Origin of the sequence: Pseudoalteromonas sp. M8, from assembly GCF_018141365.1 — a bacterium.
Lineage (GTDB): Bacteria > Pseudomonadota > Gammaproteobacteria > Enterobacterales > Alteromonadaceae > Pseudoalteromonas.
The window spans coordinates 231,318-256,034 of the sequence record NZ_CP047239.1 but is presented as its reverse complement, the minus strand read 5'-3'; the positions used below and the strand labels follow the sequence as shown (position 1 = coordinate 256,034).

18 protein-coding genes are annotated in these 24,717 nt (G+C 41.3%); 8 read left to right on the top strand and 10 right to left on the bottom strand.

Annotated features, from left to right (window positions below; genetic code table 11):
• Positions 1-74: 74 nt before the first annotated feature.
• On the top strand, positions 75-545 hold the full coding sequence (locus GSF13_RS01015; RefSeq protein ID WP_206471939.1) for a MarR family transcriptional regulator: 471 nt from the start codon (positions 75-77) through the stop codon (positions 543-545).
• Positions 546-602: 57 nt separating this feature from the next.
• Here the strand turns inward: GSF13_RS01015 and GSF13_RS01010 are convergent, their stop codons facing one another.
• The 3 genes from GSF13_RS01010 to GSF13_RS01000 all read right to left on the bottom strand — a co-directional run bounded on the left by GSF13_RS01010 (position 603) and on the right by GSF13_RS01000 (position 8,068).
• On the bottom strand, positions 603-3,881 hold the full coding sequence (locus tag GSF13_RS01010) for a TonB-dependent receptor (RefSeq protein WP_206471940.1): 3,279 nt from the start codon (positions 3,879-3,881) through the stop codon (positions 603-605).
• A gap of 197 nt (positions 3,882-4,078) precedes the next feature.
• Complete coding sequence (locus GSF13_RS01005) at positions 4,079-7,171, bottom strand: TonB-dependent receptor (protein WP_010605340.1); 3,093 nt, start codon at positions 7,169-7,171, stop codon at positions 4,079-4,081.
• A gap of 36 nt (positions 7,172-7,207) precedes the next feature.
• Positions 7,208-8,068 carry a S1/P1 nuclease gene (locus GSF13_RS01000; protein WP_010605341.1) on the bottom strand — a complete coding sequence of 287 codons (861 nt, stop codon included), beginning with the start codon at positions 8,066-8,068 and terminating at the stop codon, positions 7,208-7,210.
• Positions 8,069-8,446: 378 nt separating this feature from the next.
• Between GSF13_RS01000 and GSF13_RS00995 the strand changes: the two genes are divergently transcribed.
• Both GSF13_RS00995 and GSF13_RS00990 read left to right on the top strand, forming a co-directional pair.
• Positions 8,447-9,184 carry a PhnD/SsuA/transferrin family substrate-binding protein gene (locus GSF13_RS00995; protein WP_010605342.1) on the top strand — a complete coding sequence of 246 codons (738 nt, stop codon included), beginning with the start codon at positions 8,447-8,449 and terminating at the stop codon, positions 9,182-9,184.
• Entirely contained in the window at positions 9,174-10,100 is a 927-nt protein-coding gene (locus GSF13_RS00990; protein ID WP_102058000.1) for a hypothetical protein, read from the top strand. The genes GSF13_RS00995 and GSF13_RS00990 overlap by 11 nt, the downstream gene beginning before the upstream one ends.
• A gap of 50 nt (positions 10,101-10,150) precedes the next feature.
• Here the strand turns inward: GSF13_RS00990 and ushA are convergent, their stop codons facing one another.
• From ushA to GSF13_RS00975, 3 genes are all read right to left on the bottom strand, one after another.
• Positions 10,151-11,740 carry a bifunctional UDP-sugar hydrolase/5'-nucleotidase UshA gene (gene ushA, locus GSF13_RS00985; protein ID WP_211865681.1) on the bottom strand — a complete coding sequence of 530 codons (1,590 nt, stop codon included), beginning with the start codon at positions 11,738-11,740 and terminating at the stop codon, positions 10,151-10,153.
• A gap of 63 nt (positions 11,741-11,803) precedes the next feature.
• A complete protein-coding gene (locus GSF13_RS00980) occupies positions 11,804-11,995 on the bottom strand; it encodes a hypothetical protein (RefSeq protein ID WP_010605345.1) in 192 nt (63 codons plus the stop codon).
• A 102-nt stretch (positions 11,996-12,097) separates the two neighbouring features.
• Positions 12,098-12,520, bottom strand: a complete 423-nt coding sequence (locus GSF13_RS00975; protein ID WP_211865679.1) for an MAPEG family protein — start codon at positions 12,518-12,520, stop codon at positions 12,098-12,100.
• Between the two features lie 117 nt (positions 12,521-12,637).
• Here GSF13_RS00975 and GSF13_RS00970 point away from each other — a divergent pair, with 117 nt between their 5' ends.
• Positions 12,638-15,523, top strand: coding sequence for an insulinase family protein (locus GSF13_RS00970; RefSeq protein ID WP_174169268.1), 2,886 nt, complete (start codon positions 12,638-12,640; stop codon positions 15,521-15,523).
• A 118-nt stretch (positions 15,524-15,641) separates the two neighbouring features.
• The gene (locus tag GSF13_RS00965; RefSeq protein ID WP_102058002.1) at positions 15,642-16,151 is read left to right on the top strand and encodes a GNAT family N-acetyltransferase; all 510 of its coding nucleotides are present in this window, start codon (positions 15,642-15,644) and stop codon (positions 16,149-16,151) included.
• Here the strand turns inward: GSF13_RS00965 and GSF13_RS00960 are convergent.
• From GSF13_RS00960 to GSF13_RS00945, 4 genes are read right to left on the bottom strand one after another with little or no spacing between them, the layout of a single operon-like run.
• Positions 16,146-16,724, bottom strand: coding sequence for an ABC-type transport auxiliary lipoprotein family protein (locus tag GSF13_RS00960; protein ID WP_211865676.1), 579 nt, complete (start codon positions 16,722-16,724; stop codon positions 16,146-16,148). The genes GSF13_RS00965 and GSF13_RS00960 overlap by 6 nt on opposite strands.
• A complete protein-coding gene (pqiB, locus tag GSF13_RS00955; RefSeq protein WP_211865675.1) occupies positions 16,725-18,380 on the bottom strand; it encodes an intermembrane transport protein PqiB in 1,656 nt (551 codons plus the stop codon). It abuts the gene before it with no gap.
• Positions 18,377-19,570: a PqiA/YebS family transporter subunit gene (locus GSF13_RS00950; protein WP_010605351.1), complete on the bottom strand. Its 1,194-nt coding sequence runs from the start codon at positions 19,568-19,570 to the stop codon at positions 18,377-18,379. The genes pqiB and GSF13_RS00950 overlap by 4 nt, the downstream gene beginning before the upstream one ends.
• A gap of 60 nt (positions 19,571-19,630) precedes the next feature.
• Positions 19,631-20,425, bottom strand: coding sequence for a thioesterase family protein (locus GSF13_RS00945; protein ID WP_174169264.1), 795 nt, complete (start codon positions 20,423-20,425; stop codon positions 19,631-19,633).
• Between the two features lie 262 nt (positions 20,426-20,687).
• On the opposite strand from GSF13_RS00945, the gene dnaK reads away from it, so the two are divergent.
• The 3 genes from dnaK (at position 20,688) to ybaK (ending at position 24,497) form a co-directional block, all read left to right on the top strand.
• On the top strand, positions 20,688-22,610 hold the full coding sequence (dnaK, locus tag GSF13_RS00940) for a molecular chaperone DnaK (RefSeq protein WP_069019293.1): 1,923 nt from the start codon (positions 20,688-20,690) through the stop codon (positions 22,608-22,610).
• 153 nt (positions 22,611-22,763) lie between these two features.
• Positions 22,764-23,900 (top strand): molecular chaperone DnaJ, encoded by a 1,137-nt coding sequence (dnaJ, locus tag GSF13_RS00935; protein WP_017216728.1) that lies wholly within the window; start codon positions 22,764-22,766, stop codon positions 23,898-23,900.
• A gap of 138 nt (positions 23,901-24,038) precedes the next feature.
• Positions 24,039-24,497, top strand: a complete 459-nt coding sequence (gene ybaK / locus GSF13_RS00930; RefSeq protein ID WP_211865673.1) for a Cys-tRNA(Pro) deacylase — start codon at positions 24,039-24,041, stop codon at positions 24,495-24,497.
• The last annotated feature ends 220 nt before the right edge of the window (positions 24,498-24,717 follow it).

The window sequence follows — 24,717 nt, the reverse complement described above, 5'->3', positions numbered from 1 at the left end:
CATGTGAGAGTATTTTCAATGTTTGTCATCTAGTCGCTCTGTAAAGTAATAGTGACAGTTGGGAGTGTGAAATAATGTCTAAAACTGATAAAAAACTACTGAATATAAACGATTTTTTGCCGTATCAGCTCGTTTCACTGTCAACAAAAGTGAGCAATGACTTTGCGCACGTCTACGAACAAAAGGGAGAATTAACGCAGCCACAATGGCGAGTATTATCTCACGCAATACAGACGGAGGGGCTTACTGCAAAGCACATATGTGAATTGGCAAGCATGGATAAATCAACCGTTTCAAGAGCAATTAAGCAGTTACAAGACAGACAGTTGATCGAGATGTTAGTGAGTCCAAGTGATAAACGTGCAAAAACTATTGCGGTGACAGAGCAAGGAAGAGTGCTTTATCAAGCATTAACGCCGCTTGCATTGGCATGGGAAGCTGAGTTACTTAGTTGTTTTAGCGATGAGCAGAAAGAAAATTTTATTGGGCTGCTAATGACGCTTCAAAATAGACTAGCAAACGGTGATACCAGCAATGCTGATTAATGAAAAAAGGCCAACGGTCGTTGGCCTTTGGGAGATTATCTAATTACGTGTTAGATATTAGAATGTGTAACGAATACCAATTTTAGCTTGCCATGCTGACGCGCCTTTATCGATAGTCGAGTAATTGCGAACATCAGCACCGTTGTAGCGTGGCTCGATGATTAGCTTGCCATCGTCATCTAAACCGCCGAAGTCATAAACGGCTTGGTCAGAGTAACTTAGCTTCTTCTCTACACCCCAGTCACTATTAAGTAGGTTAGCGAAGTTTTCGATCATAAAGTAAAGTTCGCCTTTATGCTCTTTATAGAAACCTGGGATTTCTTGTTTAAAGCTAACATCCATAGTGGTAACCCAAGGCTGAGTTCCCGTATTGCGGTCTAATAGTTGTCCACGCTCAGTTATGCCTGCACGGTTAAGTAAGGCTTCTAGCTGATTCCAAGATAAATCTGACTGTTCCCAGTTTACATTCGCATCATCAGGACCAGATGGGATGTACGCTAGGTATGCAGATGTACCTGCAAAGTCACGGGTATCTCCCAAGTCATAATCATTGTATGAACCCATTGTGTAGCTAAACGGACGGCCAGATCGACGTTCAAAGAACACGTTAAACTTCGACGCATAACCGTCAAAGAATTCAGTGGTGTAGCGCAAGTTAATCTTGAAGCTATGTTCTACTTCGTAGTGACCACGACCTACTAGGTCAACATTACGGCTGTGCGTAGTTGCGTGTTTGTAGTTACCATCTGCTTGAGAAGCGCTACCAGGCGATACATCTTCAACATCTTGATTCGTGTAACTTGCAGAAACGTAAAGACCGTTATCCCACTCTTTAGCAATTGCGGTGCTTAAAATAATAGAACGTGCGTCTTCATCAGCATTGGTCATCATGATGTCATAGTTATCTCTAAGCTCACCAGAGTACTTGTTATCATAGATGATTCGACCAGTTGCAGAGCGCACGATGTTACCGTTCTCATCAAGCTTTGGCGTAATAGAAGTGTTATGCCATACCGCTTCGTCTTGCTTGTTGTGGTAAGCAAGTTCAGCAGTCCACTTGAAGCCATCACCTAGCAGTTCAGAATCAAATTCGTATTCAAACCCAACCTGTGCACGAATGCTTGATGGTAGCTTGAAGTTAGGATCCGTATAAGCTGTGCTGCCAGCACCTTGCTGTAAAGAATCTTGAATTTGCTGAGGCACGCGAGTGAAATCAACTTGATCTACGCCTGCAAAGTAATTATTGATAGCGTCTTGTGTCGCATCAACTTGCGTTAAGCCATCTTTTTGGAATGGGTTGTTAAACCAAACATTTGGAATACCGCCGTGGAAGCGACCAACACCACCATTAATTGTTAATGACTCAGTAGCATAGTATTTAAAGCCAATACGAGGTAGAACGATATCAGCACCATCCAAGTTTTCCTGGTTCGTATAACCATAAGTTTCTTGGAAAGCAGTATTTAATGTAGGCTTGTCACTTGAAGATAAACGCTCATAACGAAGGCCCGCCGTCACTTCAAGGTCATCTGTTAGATAAAACTTATCTTCAATGTAAAGCGCAAGTTGCTCACGCGTTGCATCATAAGCTAAGTCATTGACATCATTAGTATAAGCATTGGCGTAAGAAAATTGGTAGTCATCGTATCTATTTAAAAATAATTTCTTATTTTCAAAGTCTTCAATGCTACCAAACGTCCAACTACCCATCGAACCTTCGCCAAATAGGTTGTAAAGACGTTTGCTCTCATATTGACCACCAAAGTTAATCTCATGGTCGCCCATTAGATAAGTTGCATCAAGTGTAAACGCAAATGTTTCGGTTTCTGATTCATTGGCATGACGATAGATGTTACGGCCAAATTGGAAACCAGCACCACGACCATCGTTTAAGTAAACTTCAATAGTACCTAAATCTGAGTTGGTTACACTGTCATTGGTTACATTTTTATACGCAAGGCCTATCTCTGTAGAGAATTCATCTGACCAGTCTGAGTATAACTTGGCGGCAAAGTTATCGAACTTAGTCGTATAAGTATAACGACTTGAAGCCATAGATATAGTTTCACCACCTGTAGCGAATTCTTTCTCATCCTCTTCATCCTGCCATTGGTAAGTAAAGTCAGCACGATGTAGATCGGAAATGTTCCAGCTAAGCTTAATTAGGACACTATCACTAGTATCTTCAGGGTCACCACCGAATTCATCTTCGATACCATATACATTATTTAGTACAGAAATAAAGCGGTTATAGTCAGATTCACTAACGTCAAACTCATTTGCGGTGCCAGAACCATCAAAACCGTAGTCCAAGTCCATCTCTTGTTTCCAAGAGTTATAGTTAACAAAGTAGAATAACTTGTCTTTGATAATCGCGCCACCGGTACTAAAGCCTAAACGCTTTTCGGTAATGATAGGATCTGTGCTTGCCACTTCGAAAGTCTTGTGACCATCTTCATCAAGAATATTTGAGCCAGCACGGTGGATTACATTACCATCAGCGTCTTTAACATCTTCTTTATATTTGGCGTCGGAAATATTATCTAACTTACCTGCAAGGCTTGGTGTACTTGTCTCATAGAAGCCTGTGAAAGTATATTCATTAGAGCCGGACTTAGTAACCGCATTGATTGTACCACCACCAAAGTTACCTTTTTTAGCAGAAAAAGGTGATGTATCAACTGAGATCTGCTCAATTGCATCAAGTGCCACAGGTGGTTGTGCTGTTGGGTAACCGCCAAAGTTGAGGCCAAAGTCATCATTTTGGCCGATACCGTCAACGGTTAAGCCATTCGTTCTCGGGTTATTACCCGCAATCGTGAGTTCACCATTTCCATTGATGCTGGCAAGCGGATTTAAGCGCGCAATGTCTTTGATGTCATTATTGAAACTAGGTGCATTTTCAATGGTATCAGCACCAAATACGCTGCTTGAACCACCAGCTTGTTGTACCAGCTTATAGCCTGTAACTTCAATTTTTTCGATTTGCTGTAATGGTTGAAGTTGATTATTGATACGGTGAGTGTCGCCTAACTCAAGATAGATATTGTCAAGTTGGGCATCTGAATATTTGTCAGAGTCAAGTACTACTCTGTAAGGTCCGCCAACGCGAAGACCTTTTGCGATAAAAGCACCAGATTCATTAGTAGTGAATGTGCTTATAGTACCAGTTGGTTCGTGAATAACTGTAACTTTAACATTTGCAGCTGCTTCACCGGTTGGGGTGGTGATCTTACCACGCATTGCAGACGATGTATCTGCAGCGTATGCGCTGACTGATACCCCAAGAGCTAATGCAAGTGCGCCGGCCACTCTAGTTAAGCGAACGTTTTTCATTGTTTCATTTCCCGTGTAAGTAGATTATGAGAGTCAGATTTTTAGATGTGTTTAAACAGCATCTAGTACTCCTGTTCTCTAACTATGTTGATTAATTTATAAAGCACAATCATCTGCTGGTTTACGACGTAGCACGGCTAGCTTCTATAGAAGGTAGCCGTGTCGTAAAAGTGATAAATTCAACCAAGACTTATCATCTAGAAGTTATATTTAACGCCAAAACGGATTTCATATAACGATGGTTTAATTTCAAAGTCAGTGCCTGAAGGGTTGTTGAACTTCTCAAACACATATTGACCGTTGTCATTGATAGATGCTGTCACTGCGTTTTGCATTGAGGTACCACGCTCTAAAGTGCCCCAGTCATCGTTAAGTAGATTGCCAACATTCTTTATTACGAAGAATGCAGAACCTTTATGTCCATCAGCAAAACCGCCAAACTCTTGTTCAACTTTTAAATCGAAAGTAACAAACCACTCGCCGTCTTGCGAGTTACGGTCTTGAATTTGACCGCGTGAAAGGCCCTCACGATTAACCCAAGAGTCAAACGCAGATTTATCGAAATCTTCACCGAAGACCACTCGTTGATCACCTTCACTTGGGACGTACAACAAGTCGCGTTTTTCGTCAGCGTAACCAAACATACCCGTGTTATCAAACGTGTATGAATAAGGGTTTGTCATACTTGCCTGTCCGAATAGGCTAAAGCGAGTTTCTAAGCCATCAAATAGTTCAGTTTTATACGATAGAGACATTGTTGCGCGATGTGGTACTTCGTAATCTGAAGTCGCGACTTCTGGGTTTTGCGGATCCGCAGTTGCTATTCTGTGATAGTTCGAAAACGCGACAGAGCTACCCATTGGATGCACATCTTTTGCAACGGTGTATGCATAAGAAAGCGCTAAATCTATACCATTATCAAATGACTTGTTCATGCCAAAAGATAGAACGTGGCTATAACCATCATCACCGGACACATTGGTTAGCATTAAGTCTGATTCGCGAGAATGAAGATTATCGTTGTAAATTGGACGGCCATCGGGTGCAGTTTCATCAGATGCCAATGTGATATTCTTGATAACTGCTGAATCTTGTTTATCTGTATATAAGTAGTCAACACTGAATACATAATCAGATTCAGTAACATAAGTTGCACCTAGTGAAAGCTTCCACTCTGAAGGAATTTCAAAATCAGGGTCAGTTACGTTAGTACTATCATCAGCTCCACCCGCAGAGATAGTATCGTATAATTCTTTAGGAATATCGAAACCAGCTTTACCGTCGCCAACGAACGCAATTGCATTTGGGCCTAGCAACTGAAGGTTTTTCTTGTCTGTTTGGATGTTACGAATACCATCGTTTGAATAGCTGTTTGAGATCCATACATTTGGGTTACCACCAGAGTAAAGGCCTATACCACCACGCAATTCTAGCTGGTCATTATAAGTCCAGTTAACACCTAAACGCGGTTGTAATAGGTCAACGCCATCCAGATTTTGTTGGTTTGAAAAGCCAAAGCGCTGTTCAAAGTTTGGATTATATGCTGGTACGTCATCACTGGTATACCAGTCATAACGAACGCCTGCCGTGATGGTCATATCGTAATCGATAAAGTCGAACTTATCTTGGAAGTACAACGTATTTAGTGCGTACTTAAATTCACCAGCTGCATCTTCAGGATTATGTGATGAAGCATTGCCATAGTAAACGCGCGCAATGCCATTACTGAGATCTTCAATGCTGCTAAAGCGATATTCACCTTCGTTGTGTTGCACGAACATATTGAATACGTCGAGTTCTTCACGTTCATATCCAAAATATAGCTCATGCTCATCAAGGTAATAGGTACCTGCAAGTTTCAGAGAAAGGTTATCGTACTTTAATTTGTTTGCTTGACGAGAGTCGTCCGGACCTAAGTAAACAGTGACATCATCAACATTTACTTGAAACTCACCAAAACCAGATGCTTGATCTAGTGATAATTGACTGTTATCAAGCTCTGAATAACCAATACGGACTTCGGTCGAAAACACATCGCTCCAATCCGAATAGATTGAAGTAACAAAAGAGTTGAGCTCTGCGCCACGTTCATAGAAGTGGTTCGATAAAGATAGCCTGTCAGAACCAGAATCAGATTGAGACAAAGAAAAGCCATCGTTATAGTTATATACGAAGCTTGCACGATGATCGTCGTTGATGTTCCAGTCTAGTTTTACTAATAGTTTTTCATCTTCTACAGGCATACTTGGGATCATACCGCCTGCATCATAACCATATTTTTCTTGTGTTATTGCAGTAATACGGTCAATGCTCGCCTGACTGATTTTTCCATTTGCAAATGGTGTGTATTCGAAGATCTCTGATCCTTCCAACTTTTCATAGCTGGTAAATAGGAACAGAGAGTCTTTAATCAGCGGTAGGCCAACGTTAAAACCGTAGCGTTTCTCGTCATAATCGCCGATATTTTGCTTTTGACCATCAATTTTATCACCAGATAGCGAATCACTGGTATAGTCAAAAAATAGACCGCCCGTTAATGTGTTTGTACCTGATTTTGTTACGGCATTGATGTTACACGAAGTAAAGCCACCGTATTGAACATCGAATGGGGCAAGTTCTACAGCAACTTGATCAATAGAATCAAAAGAAAAAGGCATCCGCTCAGTTGGGTAACCATTGCTATTTAAGCCAAAGTTATCGTTCATTCGCATACCATCAACAGTTAAGCTGTTGAACCGAGGGTTACCTCCCGCACATAAAATAGCGCCTGAACTGCTTTCGTCTACGTAGATTCGAGGGTCAGTACGTACAATATCTTTCAAATCGCGGTTAATTGCAGGCTTATTTTGTAATTCAGCCAGAGAAAAGTGAGATGCGGGGCCTGTTCCACCAGACTGTGCAGTTAAAGGACGGCCAGTTACCACTATTTGCTCAATGTCTTGTAGTGATTGCAGTTGAACTGAAACTGGGTATGTTTTACCTAAAGATAAATAAACATCATCAACTCTAGTATCTTCAAATTTATCAGAGTCAATTATAATTTGGTATGGGCCACCAACGCGAAGGCCTTTTGCAGAGAATACACCGCTTTCATTCACTGTGGCTGTTTTTACGGAGCCTGAAGGGGTATGAATAATTGTTATTTTTGTACCAGCAGCAGGATTACCCATAGGACCTACTACTTGACCTTTTAAGCTAGAAGCTGTGTCGTTTGCGTGTGCAAAGCCGCTTGCAGCTAAACTTGCTGCAATAGCAAGAGACAGCGAAGTTTTGCGTAAAAGAGTATTCATTTTGTTGTTTCCCGTATATTTCAGAACTTACTAAAGTTATTTTATATTCGCAGTATTAGAAGTCTTTTTTAATGCTTCTTTTAATGGCTGCGAGTCCTTATCGAAAATTTGGTTTAATAGGCCGGCTAATCTAATGCCACCTTGTTGCAGCCTAAATTTAACTGTTGGCATATATTTATAAATGTAACCGTAACTTATTTCAGTTTCATTGCTGTTATAAACTTTTTCAGCAATATTATTTGACTCAAGCAACCAATCTGCTGGCGAGCTATCTAAGTATTCAGCAATTATTTCATTATTTGTGGTTTGAATAAAACGTGTGAATTCTGTAAATGAAAGATTTTCATTTTCGATTAATTTGGTGTCCCAAGTGCTGTGTAAGTTTGAATCACTGCCAAAAAACTTTACTTTAATCATGTTACCACCACGGTCTTTACCGCGACCTGCGTGAAATGGTTGGTGGCTGTCACCTACTAGGTGAACTAGGAAACGAAATGCAAAACGCTTTTCATCGATTGACTTAGATTCTGACTTCAGTGTATTGATGGAGTAGTAGATACCGTCTAGGATGTGTTTTACTTTTTCTTTGTCATTCAAATCGGCATGAACATGCTCGTGCATTGCCTTTGGGTTGTCGATATTGATGTAATGCCACTTTGAAGATTGTTTACGCCAAAATGTGCTTGGATCCGAACGCATCTCATCTGCCCAAGTTGAAATCTCAGCCAGAGAATCACCTTCTAATAACGGTTGAATCGCAACGCGAGTCTGATCAGTTAAATGCGCCTCCGCCAATTCGCCAATGATCCTATGACCATTTTGACCCCAGGCATGTGCACTTGACGTCGTTATAGTCATCCCTACAGCGAAAAGTAATGACAAGCTTTTACGTAACATTTGTATCTCTTGTAGAAAAGGGAACAATCTTCCCAACCGAAAAGTGAGGCCAATTGTCCGTATTTTTCAACAAAATAAAAGGACTCAATAAGATTCATAATTTCCTGTCAATAAAGTAATAAATTCATGGCGTTATGATTTATTAGTAAAATTACCTATTGCAATGAGTAAAGAAAATTGATCTAATAGCGGTCAAGAAAGGATAGGTTATTTCGATTAGTGATACATAGTAACATTTTGACTAGTAAATCAACAATTGTATCTTTGTTGTTTATAAGCGCATTATTGTGCTGGATTTTAGGGGCTCGATTAATATCGGCAAAGCCTCTTATTCTTGATCCCGTTGTCCAGTACTCAAATACTTGCAAAACGCGTTCAGTGTCCAATATCAACACTTTAAAAATACATGTTCCGATTAAAAGTCTCGCGTTAGACGTTTTAGTTAGAGCGTGTGAAGATGAAGTGGTCACTAGACAATATGGGCAGGTGAAAGTGTATTGGGGAGGAAGTCTCGCTGAGCAAATAGAGTTTTTAGCTAAGGGAATTGCCGATCTTATTTTAACAAAAGACAATATCATGTCGGCTTTGATGGCTGAATCAACGCATAGTTATAAGCCTGTTATAGGGTACCCGGCTTATTCCGCCTTTTTTATCTCAAACACAGAAAAACCCAAATTATCTAAATCTTATTTCTTAGATAAAAAAATAGGCTTACTAGACTATCCAACAAGTCGCTCTGGTCACATATTACCAAAAAGTGCGTTTAAAGAGTTAGATATCGATATTAATGCGCTCGATATTACCTATTTAAGCTCGCATCAAGCGCTCCGCGATCGTCTAGCTGCTGGTGAAGTTGATATTATTGCCTCCTATTGGTCCGAAGAAGACGAGTTGCGGTTTTCGAAGAATTACATTACGCCAATTGCAAATAATGTTAGCGGCAGTAAATGGTATTTAAAGATGAACAACAATAACACTGATCTAGCTTGTGCAATGCAGGGAATTATTAACCAAGTCGCTCAATTAAGAACATCGAGTTACTTTGATAAGGTAGATCGATACTGGCAATGTGAAGCCTCACCTTATGGCTTTATCGGAGAAGCAGATGGACGTTAGCCAGCGCAATATATCCGTTTTTATTGCTTTGGCGTTATTGTTTAGCGGCATTTTCTACATTTCTCAAAGTATTGAAACTAAGCGGGTTTTGAAGCAACAAAAAGAAGCGGTTGCGCTTCGCGTTGCTATTGATATGAATCGTTTACCTGTCGCAGATCCTTTTCTACATTATGCAGGTAATGAAACTGAGTTAAGAGAATATATAAACTCACTCAATGCTGCGCTAGGCGCTCAAGGTGCCCGTTTAACTGTTCTTGACATTAATACGTCTGGGGCAGGTGAAGGTGAAAAAAGTGAAGTGCTAACATTGTCTGCGCCACACAGAAATTTCTATGTAGCGGTGTCATTAGACGACTCCAAACCGAAATTTACCTATATTTTCCCTCTGATTATGGCGCTTATCGGCGTTGCGGTGTTCAACTGGGTGAGAAGAAAAGGTATTGATGCAAAAGTAAGTTCAAATCAAACACTAGAGAAGTTGCCGGAATTTAAGCTTGTTATTGATTTGTACTCAAAAACAGTAACAACGAATAGAAACAAATTAGTCAGTGTTCAATTAGCCAATAAACCATTATGCTTTTATTTGGCACTTGTTGAGTTTTGCGAGGTAAACCCTGACACTATTCTCAACCAAAACAAAGAGATGCCAAAAGAGTTATTGGATCTCGCGGATAAATACTTTTATCGTTTAGTTGAGCTTGGTCATACTATAAGAAAACGGCCAAACTTCACCAATAGTTTAGAAAAAACACTAAGTGAAATTAGAGCTGCACTAGACGAAGTATTAGACGCATTCCCAGAAAAAAAGGTGCTGTTTTATCCGCCAAAAGCACACGGAGAAGGGTCTCGTTCCAAATTACATAGTTATGGACTGAGCGGAGTGAAAAAGTCTGATGTTGATATTATTGGTAAATAGAGCAGGTGTCAGTAAAGCGGTGAGTCACACCGCTTTACTGGATTGTCTTTCTATAAATCGATAGCTTTTATTGGACTATTCTTTTGGAAGTAATCTTTTAGAACCTGTGCATCAGTTAGATCTGTAGCAGTATATTCAGGAAGATGATTAATCTTTGGATAGCCATCACCACCAGATGCATTATAGCTATTCACACTCATACGATAGGTCTTATCGTTGGTTAATGGCTCGCCCGCAATGCTAATATTGGTTACCTTATCATTCTTGATATCAAACTTAATATGGTGGAACTGTAAGTAAGCACCAGAGTCAGGCGGGAATTTAGCAACAATGTTTAAGTAATTAATAAGATCTCTGGCCTTCCAGTCTATGTAAGTAATACGATTTTTAAAAGGGTGAACTTTCAGTACATCTTTGTAGCTGACATCACCTTGTTCTATGCTATCTCGGATCCCGCCGCCGCTGATAATGCCAAAGTCAGCTTCGACAGCTGCCATTTGCGCATTAATGATAAGATCTGCGAGGTTGCTTTGCTTAAATCTCACTGTACTGCGACGACCATCTAAAAAACTATCAACGTATCCTACTGCACCAGCAATTTGCGCTTGTCCTTTTTCTTGAAAAGGCTTCAAAAAAGCAAGCATTTGCGGATCTTCTTGAATCGTTTCACCAATCACAGAGCCAGCTTTATCTTTTAAGTTTACAGGGATTAAGTTATAGCTAATCAAGGTTTTTGTATCACCATCAATTCTAAATACGGCTTTACCCACATACTTACCCCACTCATGTGCTTGCATAATCCAAACACCATTTTGATTATCTGGTTTACATGTTTTGCCAGGAGCGAATGACGTATCCTCGTTACCATTGTCGTCGACACAGACAGGTTCTTGAGAATGTCCACCGACTATCAAATCAAGCATACCTTTAGGAAGTCGGCGCGCAAGTGTTACATCACCGGGCGCATTGATACCATGATTAGCACCGTGATAATGGCCCATATGTGTGACAGCAATCATAACATCTGGGTGATATTTGGCTTTGATCTTAGGAACCCAGTTTTCTGTGGCTGTTAAAGGCTCAATAAAAGTAAGGCCATGAACATGTTTTGGATTGGCAATTTTAACAGTATCAATTGTCGTAAGCCCAAGGACAGCAATGGTCAATCCTGCACGTTCAATAATTGTGTAAGGCTCGTATGCTGGCATTTGATTTGTATTATCAAGAATATTTGCTGACAGTACTGGGAAGCTTGCCCACTCAATTTGTTTGGCTAGTACATCTCGAGTGTTATCAAATTCATGGTTACCAATTGCCATGGCATCGTAACCGAGTTTACTCATTCCCTTAAAATCAGGTTCGGCAAACTGTAAATCAGATTCTGGTACACCGGTGTTTATATCGCCTCCAGAAAGCAATATAACGGCATGTCCTGCTTTTTCGGCATCGCTCTTTAATTGGTCAATTAAGGTTTTTCTGGCAGCCATACCATATTCACCTTTTTCATTTTGCCAAAAACGACCATGATTATCGTTGGTGTGTAATACGGTTAGGTATTCTGCTTGTTGCGACTGCTTAGGAGAGGAAAAATGGCATGCTGATAATAGCAAAGCCGTTGAAAGAATAAGTAAGTTGCGCATAATTTAGAAGCTATTTGATAAATTATGCGCGTATTCTAGATCATTATAATTATTTTAATAGTGCTAACACTCAAAATTGCTATATTTTCTGGCGTTTTGTGCCACCGCAGATACTCTTCTGTCCAGTTCAAACTTTGCTAACTCACATTTTGCATGGTCTGTTTCTATCATCCAGTTTAAAAAGCTAGCTGGCAGCGTGGAGTACGGTTCTCCAGCATGAAGTCCAAAATCGCAGATATCATTATCCTGTTTCATCTATGTGCCCCTGTTGTTCTTTTTGCCATCGCCATGCTAACAAATTGACTCAGAGATTAAAGAACAATTAGTTAAAACGGATGGCATTTTTATCGTTTTTAGTTATATAAGTGTTAAAAGTAATATGATCCACTGCAACACAATGAACGCACATCCAGCAAGGTAGAGGCGAAAACGCGTTCTAATATGATTACTGCCGATATGAACATAGGCATGTGCAATACGGCTAATTACAAACAGTAAGGCGAAAATGCTGAACCACAAGGTGACAAGTTTCATTGCGAGTGCGGCGAGAGAAACAACAAAAAACAACATGGGAATTTCGAACTGATTGGTAAAGTTTCGGGAAGCCAGAATAACTTTTTCAGGCGCATTGTCGAGCGCCATGGTTTTGAACTGATCAAACTGGATCTGTTTTTCTCGTGCCGCTTTAAATCGACGTTTACCCATAATGACCATGATGACTAAGGTCAGCAGAGTTTGTAAAAATAGTGCGGCGAGCAGTAAATAAGTGGATGTTGGCATAGGCTCCTCAGTTTACGAAGTGTTACAAAACAAAAAATTTCTATATTGCAAAAGCTTAGTTGAATGACGATGATAGTCTGGTTCCAAAAAGTAATTATCACAATAATGGATTGTTTTATGAAAAAGCTATTCGCAATTAGCACACTTACCTTAGCAGTTTTGACTGGATGTGGTACAACTTCTTCACTTAATCATTCAGGCACGACTGAGAATCTTCTTTCAGAGCAACTGGTTGTAAGTCCTAATGATGATAGGCAATATCAAACGTTAACCTTAGAAAATGGCATTGAAGTTATTTTGGTATCAGATCCATCTGTATCGAAATCAGCGGCCGCGCTGAGTGTTGGCGTTGGTCTACTACACGATCCGATGTCACAGCAGGGCATGGCGCATTATCTTGAACATATGTTGTTCCTTGGCACAGAAAAGTATCCAGACAGCAAAGGTTATTCTGAGTTCATGACCAAAAACGGTGGGGCACACAATGCTTACACTTGGTTGGATATTACCAATTATATGTTCAAAGTGAACAACGATGCCTATGACGAGGCGTTAGACAGGTTCTCCGATTTCTTTAAATCTCCAAAGCTCTACCCTGAGTACACGGAAAAAGAAAAAAATGCAGTGAATGCTGAGTGGTCTATGCGTCGTGAAATGGACTTTTTTGGTCAATTTAAACTTGCACGAAACATGATGGGAGAACATCCTGCTAACCGTTTCCTTATAGGTAATCTAGAAACGTTAGGGGATAAAGAAGGAAGCAAGCTACATCAAGAGACTGTTGCTTTCTATGATAAGTACTACTCTGCGAATATCATGAAGTTAGCCATGATTTCTAATGAGCCGATTGAGCAGATGGTGGTAAAAGCGAAAAAGCACTTTACGACAATTAAGAATAAGAACATAGAGAAGCCACAGGTCAAGCAATCGCTTAACTTCGATAATGTTGGACAAAAGTTGGTCCATTATAAACCGAATGAAGACGTAAAGACTCTACAGCTTGATTTTACTATCAAGAACAACGCCAATGCGTTTGCGGTTAAGCCGAACTATTTCATTACTTATCTGCTAAGTAATGAAATGGCGGGTAGCCCCGCTCAAGTTCTAAAAGATAAAGGTTTAATCTCATCGTTAAGTGCATTCGCGACTCCAAATAGTTATGGCAACTACGGGACGTTGCAGATTGATATTCAGCTAACCGATGAAGGCCTAAAGCAACGTGAGTTAATCACAGGTACAGTACTGGATTATATCGATATGATCCGTGATAAAGGAGTCGATAGCCGTTACTTCAAGGAAATCCAAACGTCGCTAAATAATCAATTTAGGTTTTTAGAAAAAGGCGATGAGTTTGGTTACGTTAGTAACCTTGCAGATAGCATGCAGCATTACCCAATGAACCATGCTATCAATGCAAGCTACTACTACGCGCAGTTTGATGCTGATGCAGTTAAGGCTGTCTTGAAGCAACTTACACCTGAGCAAATGCGGGTATGGTATATCAGTAAAGGTGAGCCTACCGACGCAAAACTGCACTTCTATGATGGTGAATATCAGATCGTAGACTTAAAGCGTAGCGATTTTGATAAATGGAAAGAAGAGGCAAATTTCGATTTAGCACTTCCTAGTGTAAATACCTTGCTACCTGAAAACTTCGCACTGAAAACATCTGCGGATGATGCGAAAAAGGGCGTTCAGAAGGTTATTGATACTGATGGGGTAACGGTTTGGCATGCCGCGAGTGAGCGCTTCTACCAGCAGCCTAAAGGCAGTCTGAAAATCTACTTGAATAACCCAAGTGCATTAAAAGACATCAAAACTGAGGTTGCACTGTCGATTTGGGCCGATCTATACCGGCTGGATAAAGCAAAACTGATGACGGAAGCGAGTATCGCTGGTATGCACCTTGGCTTGACCCCAGCAAATGGGGTAATGCTAGATATTTCAGGTTTTACTGATAAACAAGCATTATTGCTAAAAGATGCGCTCTCAGGTGTTCGTGTAGAAACGAATAAACGAGCATTTGACCAGGCTGTTGATCGTTACGTGCGTGGCATTAAAAACCAAGAAAAAGAATTCCCATTCAGACAAGCTTTTGGTGTATATCAAAAACTTATCCGTTCAGGAAGCTATGATGATTCTGCATTGATATCAGCAGCTAAGTCTTTGACTTTGGCCGATCTAGATAAAGTGCAAAATCAAATTTTAACGAATAACCAAGTTCGCGTTTTTGCTTATGGCAACTACGATAAAACGGACTTGCAAACAGTAAAAGAGACGCTTGATAATGCGTTGCCTAAACGCCAAAAAGTGACCAAGTACGCGCGAGCTAAATATTGGCAGCCAGAGCAAAAGCAGACAATCGTATGGCAGCAAGACATTGACGTTGCTGATGTTGCCGTAATCGATTTTGCAGTGCACCCAGTCAAAGGTTATGCACAAAAGGCGGCGGCGATGGTGCTTCAAGGGCACTTAAGAACAGCGGCATTTGAACGTCTGAGAACCGAAGAGCAGTTAGCGTATGCGGTTGGTGCAACCAGCGTTGCTATTGACGAATATTCAGCGCTAGGCTTCTATATTCAAACACCGGTAAAAGATGCTAAGAGTATGCAAGCTCGCTTTGACGCGTATAAAGATGAATATGCTAAAGACTTAGCAGCGTTAGATCAGGCAACGTTCGAGCAGTTAAAAAATGCAGTGTTAGTCTCATTAACCGAAGAGCCAAAAAATCTTTCTGAAGAACTACAACCGTTATTGGGCGATTGGTTCAAAGAAAATATGGCGTTTGACTCCGAAGCTAAGCTAATTGCTGCAGTTGAAGCGGTCACATTAGAAGATATTAAAGCGTACTATCAGCAAACTGTAATGAACACCGATGCTGCTAGATTAAATATTCAATTACGTGGCGCCAAGTTCCAAGCTGAACCGTTTGCAGATCTACCGAAGCAAACTAAGCTGGATTCAGTTGAACAGATGTATAAAAACGTGAAATTCCAACAATAATCAGTCGGTATTTCAGTGATGATTAAAAGCTGGGAAAATTCGTTTCCCAGCTTTTTTATTAGCTTTTGCAAATGCTAAAGTATAAACGGAAATTAATTACAGTATTTTCGGAGACTAGATGGTGATTGTGACGGGAGAAAAGATCTTTTTAAGAAAGGCAAATTTAAATGATGCGGGGTTTTTACTCAGGCTTTTGAATCAAAAAAGTTTTATCGATAACATTCGGGATAGAGGCATAAAAACACAAAAGCAAGCTGAGGAGCATATCGAGCAAGCTTACCTAATTCCTTATCAAATCGGTACGCCAGCGCCTTACGTTGTTGTTGAACTTAGTAGCAATACGAGCATCGGAGTATGTGGCTTATATCAAAGACCTTTTTTTAATATTCCAGACTTAGGTTACGCGTTTTTAGATGATTTTACAGGGAAGGGTTATGCTTCCGAGGCTGCCAAATTGCTAATGCAATATGTTAAATCAGAAGGGAACCACCCTAAGCTGAGCGCTATCACGCTAGAAAGTAATGCAGCTAGCATAAGCCTGCTTAACAAAGTGGGATTTAGTCGTATTGGTAAAATAATAATTGATAACGATTTAACACCTGTGGTGGTGTTTGATTGTCAATTATAATTGTTGACTTATTTGTGTCGTTAGTTGAGTAAAGTTTCTCTGATGTGCCGCAACCAGAGCGCTAAAGCCATCCTGATCAAGAGCTGTTTCAAATTGGAATGGTTGCACTTGAGTTAGTTGATAGCTCCCTTTTGTGTATTGATAAAGATACCAAGTCCCGCTCATCACAGCACCTTTTTCAAAGTGCCCTGCAAACTCATTAATTTCTACAACGAGGCGTTGGTGCTCTTGCGCATTGTGATAAAATTTATCGCTTTTAATTGCAGTAGCTTTGTTGGTTCCATTTAGTGCGTTTACTAAGTTCCATGTCAACATATCGGCGGGAGGTTGGGCCCAAAAATGGAAATTAGCGATGTTTACTCTATTGTCTCGCTGAAATTGCACCAAGGCTTGTTGATCAAACAGTTCGATTAACTGCACTTTATCAATCAGTAGTACACGATTGAGCTCAACTTGCTTTTCGCCTGCGACATTATTTGCTTCTAACTGATAATAACTAACCGGTTGGGATGGATTAGTTATACATCCTGTTAAACAAAATAGAAGCAAAAATATCACAGAGCCAGTCTTCATTTATTTTTTCCTTGGGAGCGGATCCGCGCCACTTTCTTTATTAAAAATAAGCATATTCGGCTGCTCATTCAGCCCTTTAGAAATAGGCTTTAAGCGATTGGACAGGCTTTCAAGCTCCTCAAGGGTATTACTAAGTTGATCCATGACACCTGAGCCTTTTTGGTACTGCGTCATAGTTTGTTCAAATTGCTTTAAGCTTGATGTGAGCTGGCTTAATGTATCTTTTAAGTTCGTTAAATTGCCGCCAACCTTGTCTGTTATCTTGTTGTTATTGATAGACTCTACGAGTTGATTCATTTCCATTGCTAGTAACCTGTGTTGCTGAAGGGCGCCTTCTAGTTCCTTAACAGTTGTTTCAAGAGGTAACCCATTTAACTTGTTCAGTAAGCTTGTGACCTGTTCAGAAAGTGCTGTAATACCGCTCGGAACGCTGGGTAATACCGGGTAAATAGTCGTTTTGTTTGAACTAACGACTTCTGCACTTGGATAAAAGTCTAACTCTATATATACCGCACCTGTTAATAAATTGCCACTTTTTAGTGACGCCCTAAGGCCGTTACTAATCCATTTGTCTATGTTTTCTGACCAATATGTTTGAGCAAGTTGCGCATCTTCGTAAATGCGTCCGTACTCAATTTTAACCAATACAGGCACAGAGGTGTTATTTTGTTGAAAGTATAAAGGTCTATCATCGCTAACACCAGTCGCTGGTACCTGCTCTATTGTGCCAATCCGCATCCCGCGGTATTCGATTGGTGCACCAGCTCGAAGTCCTCGAATTGATTGCTCAAACTCAATAAGATAATAATCGAAGTGATCAAAGCGTTGCTCTAAGGCCATTGCGAAATTTTTGTGCAAGGCGAAGGTTTTATTTTCGAGTGCTTCTTTGCCACTTGGCATGGTTGGTGGATAGTCTACAGAAATTCCGCCTTTAACCATTTTGGCAAGAGATCCTGTCGACACTTCAACGCCTTCCGTTGATAGTTTAAAATCAATGCCGGAACTAATCCAGAAAATAGCGTTGTCGGTGATAAGGGTATCGTATGGCGAATAGATGAAAATACCATATTCCATTTTTAAGCTTTCGACACTAAAGTGCGCAGACTCAACCTGACCCACTTTATAGTTGCGGAAAAATATACTGGAGCCAACGTCTAACACTTCAGCATCTGAAGCCACGAGTTGATAGCGTTTTCCTTGCACTTCTGAGCCGATTAATGCAGGTTCATCCATTAAGGTGAATATGCTCGAACGTGCTTTCGCTTCACCGGGGGATAGCTCTATATACACTCCAGAGAGTAGTGTATTCATGCCTGATATTCCGGATTCGTCAATTCGAGGTTTAACTACCCAAAACGATGAATCTTCAGCTAATAAATCACGATAGGGCTGTAAAATCCTAACTTTCGCAATCACTGCATTTTGCGCTAACTCAAGCTTTAATGACTCGACTAACCCGACCTTAACGCTTTTTACTCTCACCTCAGTTTTGCCTGCAATAATGCCATCTGCGTCAGTCATTTTTATAAAAATAGTGTGGCCTTTATTTGCCTGATGTTGATATAACATCCAGCCTGTGATGAGCAACGCGATAATTGGAATAATCCAAATCACTGAAAATTTTGGTTTGTCTTCTATATCGGCTTGAGTAGTCATTGACTATTTTTATCCCACAATAATCTCGGATCAAAACTATTAACGGCTGCAATTTGGCAAAGCACCATCAAAGTAAAAAACACGATACCAATTTCCGGCTCGACATTTAGCACCGTACCAAGTTGTACCAAAGACACTAAGATTATCACCACAAACACATCTATCATTGACCAGCGACCAATAAATTCGAGCAAGCGGTACACTTTTGTTGCTGTGATTGGGTCTTTGGGCTTCTTAACTCGTATTAGTAAGTAACTCAATAGTAACGCTTTTGCGATAGGAATACATATACTTGCGAGAAAAATAAGTGTTGCTACGGGATAAGAGCCAGCTTCCCAAAGCACTTGAACGCCGGAAAAAATCGTTGCAGGAGTATGAAGCCCAAGACTGATGGTATCCATGATGGGCAGAAAATTAGCAGGTACAAGTAGCACGACGCTGGTGAGCATCCAAGCTAAGCTTTTTTGCGTTGATTGAGATTTGCGGTATTTTAGTTTGGCGTAGCAACGCTGGCACTTTTCGCCTTCACCTAAAAAGCCACAAACCTTGCAACGTTTTAGCGTGGTAGATAAATTCTTTGGTTCGGCCAAGTGACGATTACATTGAGTCTGATTACGCCACATATACTCGTGATCAAAAAGTGAGAGGGCTTCAATAAAACACAAAACGAACAAAATATAGGCCCAAAATCCAAGGCCCATTTCCAATTCAGCGAAAGACATTAATTTAAAAGCGCTTACGAGCACGGCTACTAAAAATATATCGGTGAGATTAAGCGGTTTTAGTGCTGAGAGTAATTTTGCTAAATGCCGAGCATTGTGCGCATTGATGATTTGCCAATACTCGGTGTGTGCAAGCAGTAGCAATGAGCACACGGCAACAGGCATGACTAAAATAGTGAAGGCAAATAATCCAGCGAGAAAATAGCTGTAATGCTCAGCTAACAATATGAGTGCTTGCCAGAGGCTTACAACTTGAGTGATACCGTGTTGTGTGTAGGAGATAAAGTCTGGAAATAAGCTTGCGAATAAAAATAGTAACGCAGAAAAGCTGAAGGCTTGTACTAATTGGTTTTGGTGTCCTTGTACATGACACAACACGCACCGACAGTTTGGGCACACCGCACGCTTTTGGGACTCGATAGCGTCTATTTCAACAAGCGTATCGCATTCAGGGCAAGCTGTAATCACATAAAAATCCGTTGATTTCCTTTTATGCTAGTTTGCTTGATGCGCCCAAATTTATCAATGTTAATCAAATACCGCGACGGTTTGGCGACTTAGGGCGAGCAGCTTGCCATTTTGTGACCAAATTTTTGCATCTTCAATACCATAACCATTTTGGCTATGGTGAGTCACGGCTTCAAAGCCAAGCCAAGACTCTGAGTCGAGTGAAATATCACACAAAAATTCTATGTACCAAGACATACTGCTGGCGGGGCTTGGTGCTTTACACATCTGGAGTAACGTTGGCGGCCATGAGTCAGCAAGTGCCAGTGTATGTAGTTCGTTTACCGATGTAGTTTGTGCTTTAAATCGCATCCAGCCACCCAGATTTGAAGATGGTGCGCCGGAAAATGGCAAAGCGCCTTGCTGAGCATTGAGCGCGACATGTTGGAAAAATGCAGGCATCACATCTTCTTGATATGGAAGAACAGCCTTTGGATTGACATCTGAAAGAGTAGGGCTATCCGCATTTGCAACTTGGATAGCAGATTCTCTATCCTTGCCAAAGCACCCGATAGCAATAAGACAAACTTCGCCTGACTGGATCAGTTGAGTTTGCATTTGGGTTGCATTTTTGCCGCTACGCAAAATGGTTGTTGCAACGGTAAATGGTGCGCCTTCTAGCAGTGGTCCGACAAAATTTACGCTCACAGAGAGCAGTCGACGAGGCTCTGTCAGTTGATGCTTCATGCTTTGCACCGCGATTGCCGCAGACAATCCGCCAAACGCAGTGCGGCCTTGACACCAACTTGCAGGAAACGTCATTTGTGTTTGCGCTTGCTGTAAATGCTCCGACTGAATAATTTCATCAAATGTCATGTTGTCATTTCTCATTATTTATTATGTTGCACTTAGCATAACTGGTCTAACCAGGTAATCAAGCGTCAAATACAGCGTATTTTCTTCTTCACTTGTTTCAAAATAAGCAATTAAGGGTGATTTTTTGACCGAAACGTTCGAAAAGCAAAAAAATTTCAAATTTTTTCATTTTTTTTTAGTTGTGACGCTTGAATTACAAATCGGTGACCTTATTTATCAAATCAACTAACTGAACAACGAATTTTGAAGTCGGAGATGATTCATGGGTAAAATTATTGGAATCGATTTAGGTACTACTAACTCTTGCGTAGCGGTACTTGATGGTGACAAGCCGCGCGTTATTGAAAATGCTGAGGGCGACCGCACAACTCCTTCTGTTATTGCATTTACAGATGATGGTGAAACACTAGTAGGTCAGCCAGCAAAACGCCAGGCAGTGACTAACCCTAAAAATACACTTTATGCTATCAAGCGTCTAATTGGTCGTCGTTTTGAAGATGAAGAAGTACAGCGTGACCTTAGCATCATGCCTTTCAACATCGTAAAAGCGGACAACGGCGACGCTTGGGTTGAAGTACGTGGTGAGAAAAGAGCTGCACCTCAGATCTCAGCTGAAGTTCTTAAGAAAATGAAGAAAACAGCGGAAGACTTTCTTGGTGAGCCAGTAACAGAAGCTGTTATCACAGTTCCTGCATATTTCAACGATTCACAGCGTCAAGCAACTAAAGATGCTGGTCGTATCGCAGGTCTTGAAGTTAAGCGTATTATCAATGAGCCAACAGCAGCAGCACTTGCTTACGGTATGGATAAGAAGCAAGGCGACAACGTCGTTGCAGTATACGACTTAGGTGGTGGTACATTCGATATCTCAATCATCGAGATTGATGAAGTTGAAGGCGAGCACACGTTTGAAGTACTAGCAACTAACGGTGATACTCACCTAGGTGGTGAAGACTTTGATAACCGCGTTATCAACTACCTAGTTGCAGAATTTAAGAAAGACCAAGGCATCGACCTAAAAACTGACCCGCTAGCGATGCAGCGTGTTAAGGAAGCAGCTGAGAAAGCGAAGATTGAGCTGTCTTCAGCACAGCAAACTGAGGTAAATCTACCTTACGTTACTGCTGATGCTACAGGTCCTAAGCACATGAACGTTAAGTTAACTCGTGCAAAACTTGAGTCACTAGTTGAAGACTTAGTTGCGCAATCAATCGAGCCGCTAAAACGTGCACTTGCTGATGCAGACCTTTCTGTAAGCGACGTAAATGACATCATCCTAGTTGGTGGTCAAACACGTATGCCACTGGTACAGAAAACAGTAGCTGAATTCTTTGGCAAAGAGCCTCGTAAAGACGTAAACCCTGATGAAGCGGTAGCAGTTGGTGCTGCGGTTCAAGGTGGTGTACTTGCGGGTGACGTGAAAGACGTACTACTACTTGACGTTTGTCCTCTGTCTCTAGGTATTGAGACTATGGGTCAAGTAATGACTGCGTTAATCGAGAAAAACACGACTATCCCAACTAAGAAGTCGCAAACGTTCTCAACAGCAGAAGACAATCAGTCTGCAGTAACAATTCACGTACTACAGGGTGAGCGTAAGCGTTCAAGCGATAACAAGTCTCTAGGTCAATTCAACCTAGAAGGTATTCGCCCAGCGCAGCGCGGTGTGCCACAAATCGAAGTTACTTTTGACGTGGATGCTGATGGTATCTTACACGTGTCTGCGAAAGACAAAGATACAGGTAAAGAGCAGAAGATCACAATCCAAGCTTCTTCAGGTCTAAGTGATGAAGAAGTAGAAAAAATGGTACGTGATGCGGAAGCAAACGCAGAAGAAGATAAAAAGTTTGAAGAACTAGTTGGCGCTCGTAACCAAGCTGATGCACTTGTTCATGCTACACGCAAGCAAGTTGAAGAAGCGGGTGACGACCTTCCAGCTGATGACAAGACAGCAATTGAAGCTGCGCTTGGCGAGCTAGAAACAGCAATCAAGGGCGATAGCAAAGACGAAATCGATGCTAAGACACAAGCTCTAGCAGAGAAATCGCAAAAGCTAATGGAAATCGCTCAAGCTAAAGCGCAAGCTCAACAAGCTGGCGGTGAAGCAGGTGCCCAACAAGGTTCAGCGAAAAAAGACGACGATGTAGTTGACGCTGAATTTGAAGAAGTTAAAGACGACAAGTAATTGTAGGTCTTGAAGGAGGGCGCGCTGGCTGTATGGCTTGTCGCGCCCTACGTGTTTATAAATTAGACTGTTGTCTAGCATTAATTTGCAAGCGACAGAACTCAGCAGAGTTTGCAACGACATAAGTTGCCAAGAAAGAGTAGTGTGATAAAAATGTCTAAACCTGACTATTATGAAGTATTAGGTGTTGCAAGAGACGCCAGTGAACGTGACATTAAGAAGGCGTATAAACGTCTTGCAATGAAATATCACCCAGATCGTACTGCAGGTAACACCGAACTCGAAGCGAAATTCAAAGAAGTAAAAGAAGCTTACGAGATATTGACTGATAGTCAAAAACGCCAGATGTATGATCAATACGGCCATGCAGCTTTCGAACAAGGTGGTGGTGCTGGTCATGGTGGATTTGGCGGCGCTGGCGACTTCGGCGATATTTTTGGGGACGTATTTGGTGATATCTTTGGTGGCGGTGGTGGCCGTCGTCAATCAAGACAACAGCGTGGCGCGGATTTAAGATATAACTTAGAGTTAAGTCTTGAAGAAGCGGTACGTGGTAAGCAGGTTGATATCCAAGTACCAACTTGGGTGAGCTGTAAACCATGTGACGGCAGTGGTGCAAAAGCAGGTTCTAAGCCTAAAACTTGTACAACCTGTCATGGTGCAGGTCAAGTACAAATGCGCCAAGGCTTCTTTGCAGTACAGCAAACTTGTCCAACTTGCCAGGGCACAGGTCAGATCATTTCAGACCCATGTAACAGCTGTCACGGACAAGGCCGTGTAGAGAAAACGAAGACACTTAACGTTAAGATCCCAGCAGGGGTTGATACGGGTGATAGAGTACGTTTGTCTGGCGAAGGTGAAGCGGGTGCGCATGGTGCTCCAGCTGGCGACCTGTACGTACAAGTGAGTGTAAAAGAGCATCCAATCTTCGTACGTGACGGCAACAATTTGTACTGTGAAGTGCCAATTAGCTTCACAACGGCAGCACTCGGTGGTGAGATTGAAGTGCCGACCCTAGATGGCCGCGCAAAACTGAAGATTCCATCGGAAAGTCAAACTGGCAAAATGTTCCGTATGCGTGGTAAAGGCGTGAAATCTGTGCGTAGCGGTGCAGTAGGCGACTTAATTTGTAAAGTTGTCCTTGAGACGCCAGTAAACTTAAACGAGCGCCAAAAAGAGCTTCTGCAAGAGTTTGAAGAGTCTATGGGTGAAAACAACGGTAAGAACCGTCCTAAGGCACAAGGCTTTTTTGACGGCGTTAAGAAGTTCTTTGATGACTTAACTAAGTAACTTAAGCTTATTGAAAATGCCCGCTGCGATAGCGGGCATTTTTGTTTTGACGGATGATGGGTCTCACCGTAAGGCGATAGCATAAGCGTTTGTTTCTTGGTATAACAGAAATCAACATCTGCTTAAAAGGAGTTTGTAATGACACCGGCAATTAACCTACTTAAAAAGGCGAAAGTGGCGTTCCAAGTGCTGCAATTTGAGCACGACCCTAACGATCACGACTTTGCTAATGAAGCAGCGAAAAAGCTCAACCTAGACCGAGAAAAAGTATTTAAAACCCTGCTGATTGACGTTGATGGTAAATTGTATGTAGCCGTTTCTCCCGCCACGCAACAAGTGGATTTAAAAGCCTTTGCTAAAGCGTGTATGGGGAAAAAAGCACAGCTTGCAGATCAACAAAACGCGCAAAAGGTAACTGGTTATTTAATTGGCGGTATAAGCCCGTTTGCGCAGAAAAAGCAGCTGCCCACGTTACTTCACAAGAGTGCTTTAGCATTTGAGCAAATTTATGTTAGTGCGGGCAAGCGGGGAGTTGAAGTCGTTGTTTCACCTGCTACGGTAGAGCAGCTATGCAAAGCAAAAATCGCACTGTTTTAATGGCAGTGCTGGTTTTAAAAACCATCTTTATTATAGATAAAATGTCAGTCTAGAACTGCTAAGGGTGTCAAAGTCCCTCTTTTACTCCTATTTCCCCCTAAGAACAGTAATTTACTTTTTTCGACTTACAGCTGTAAGCCATTAATTTAGCAGTCATTTATATTAATCACTCGATAACTCAGTAAAAAAGCCGTTAAAAAATTAAGTAGAGTAATTGATC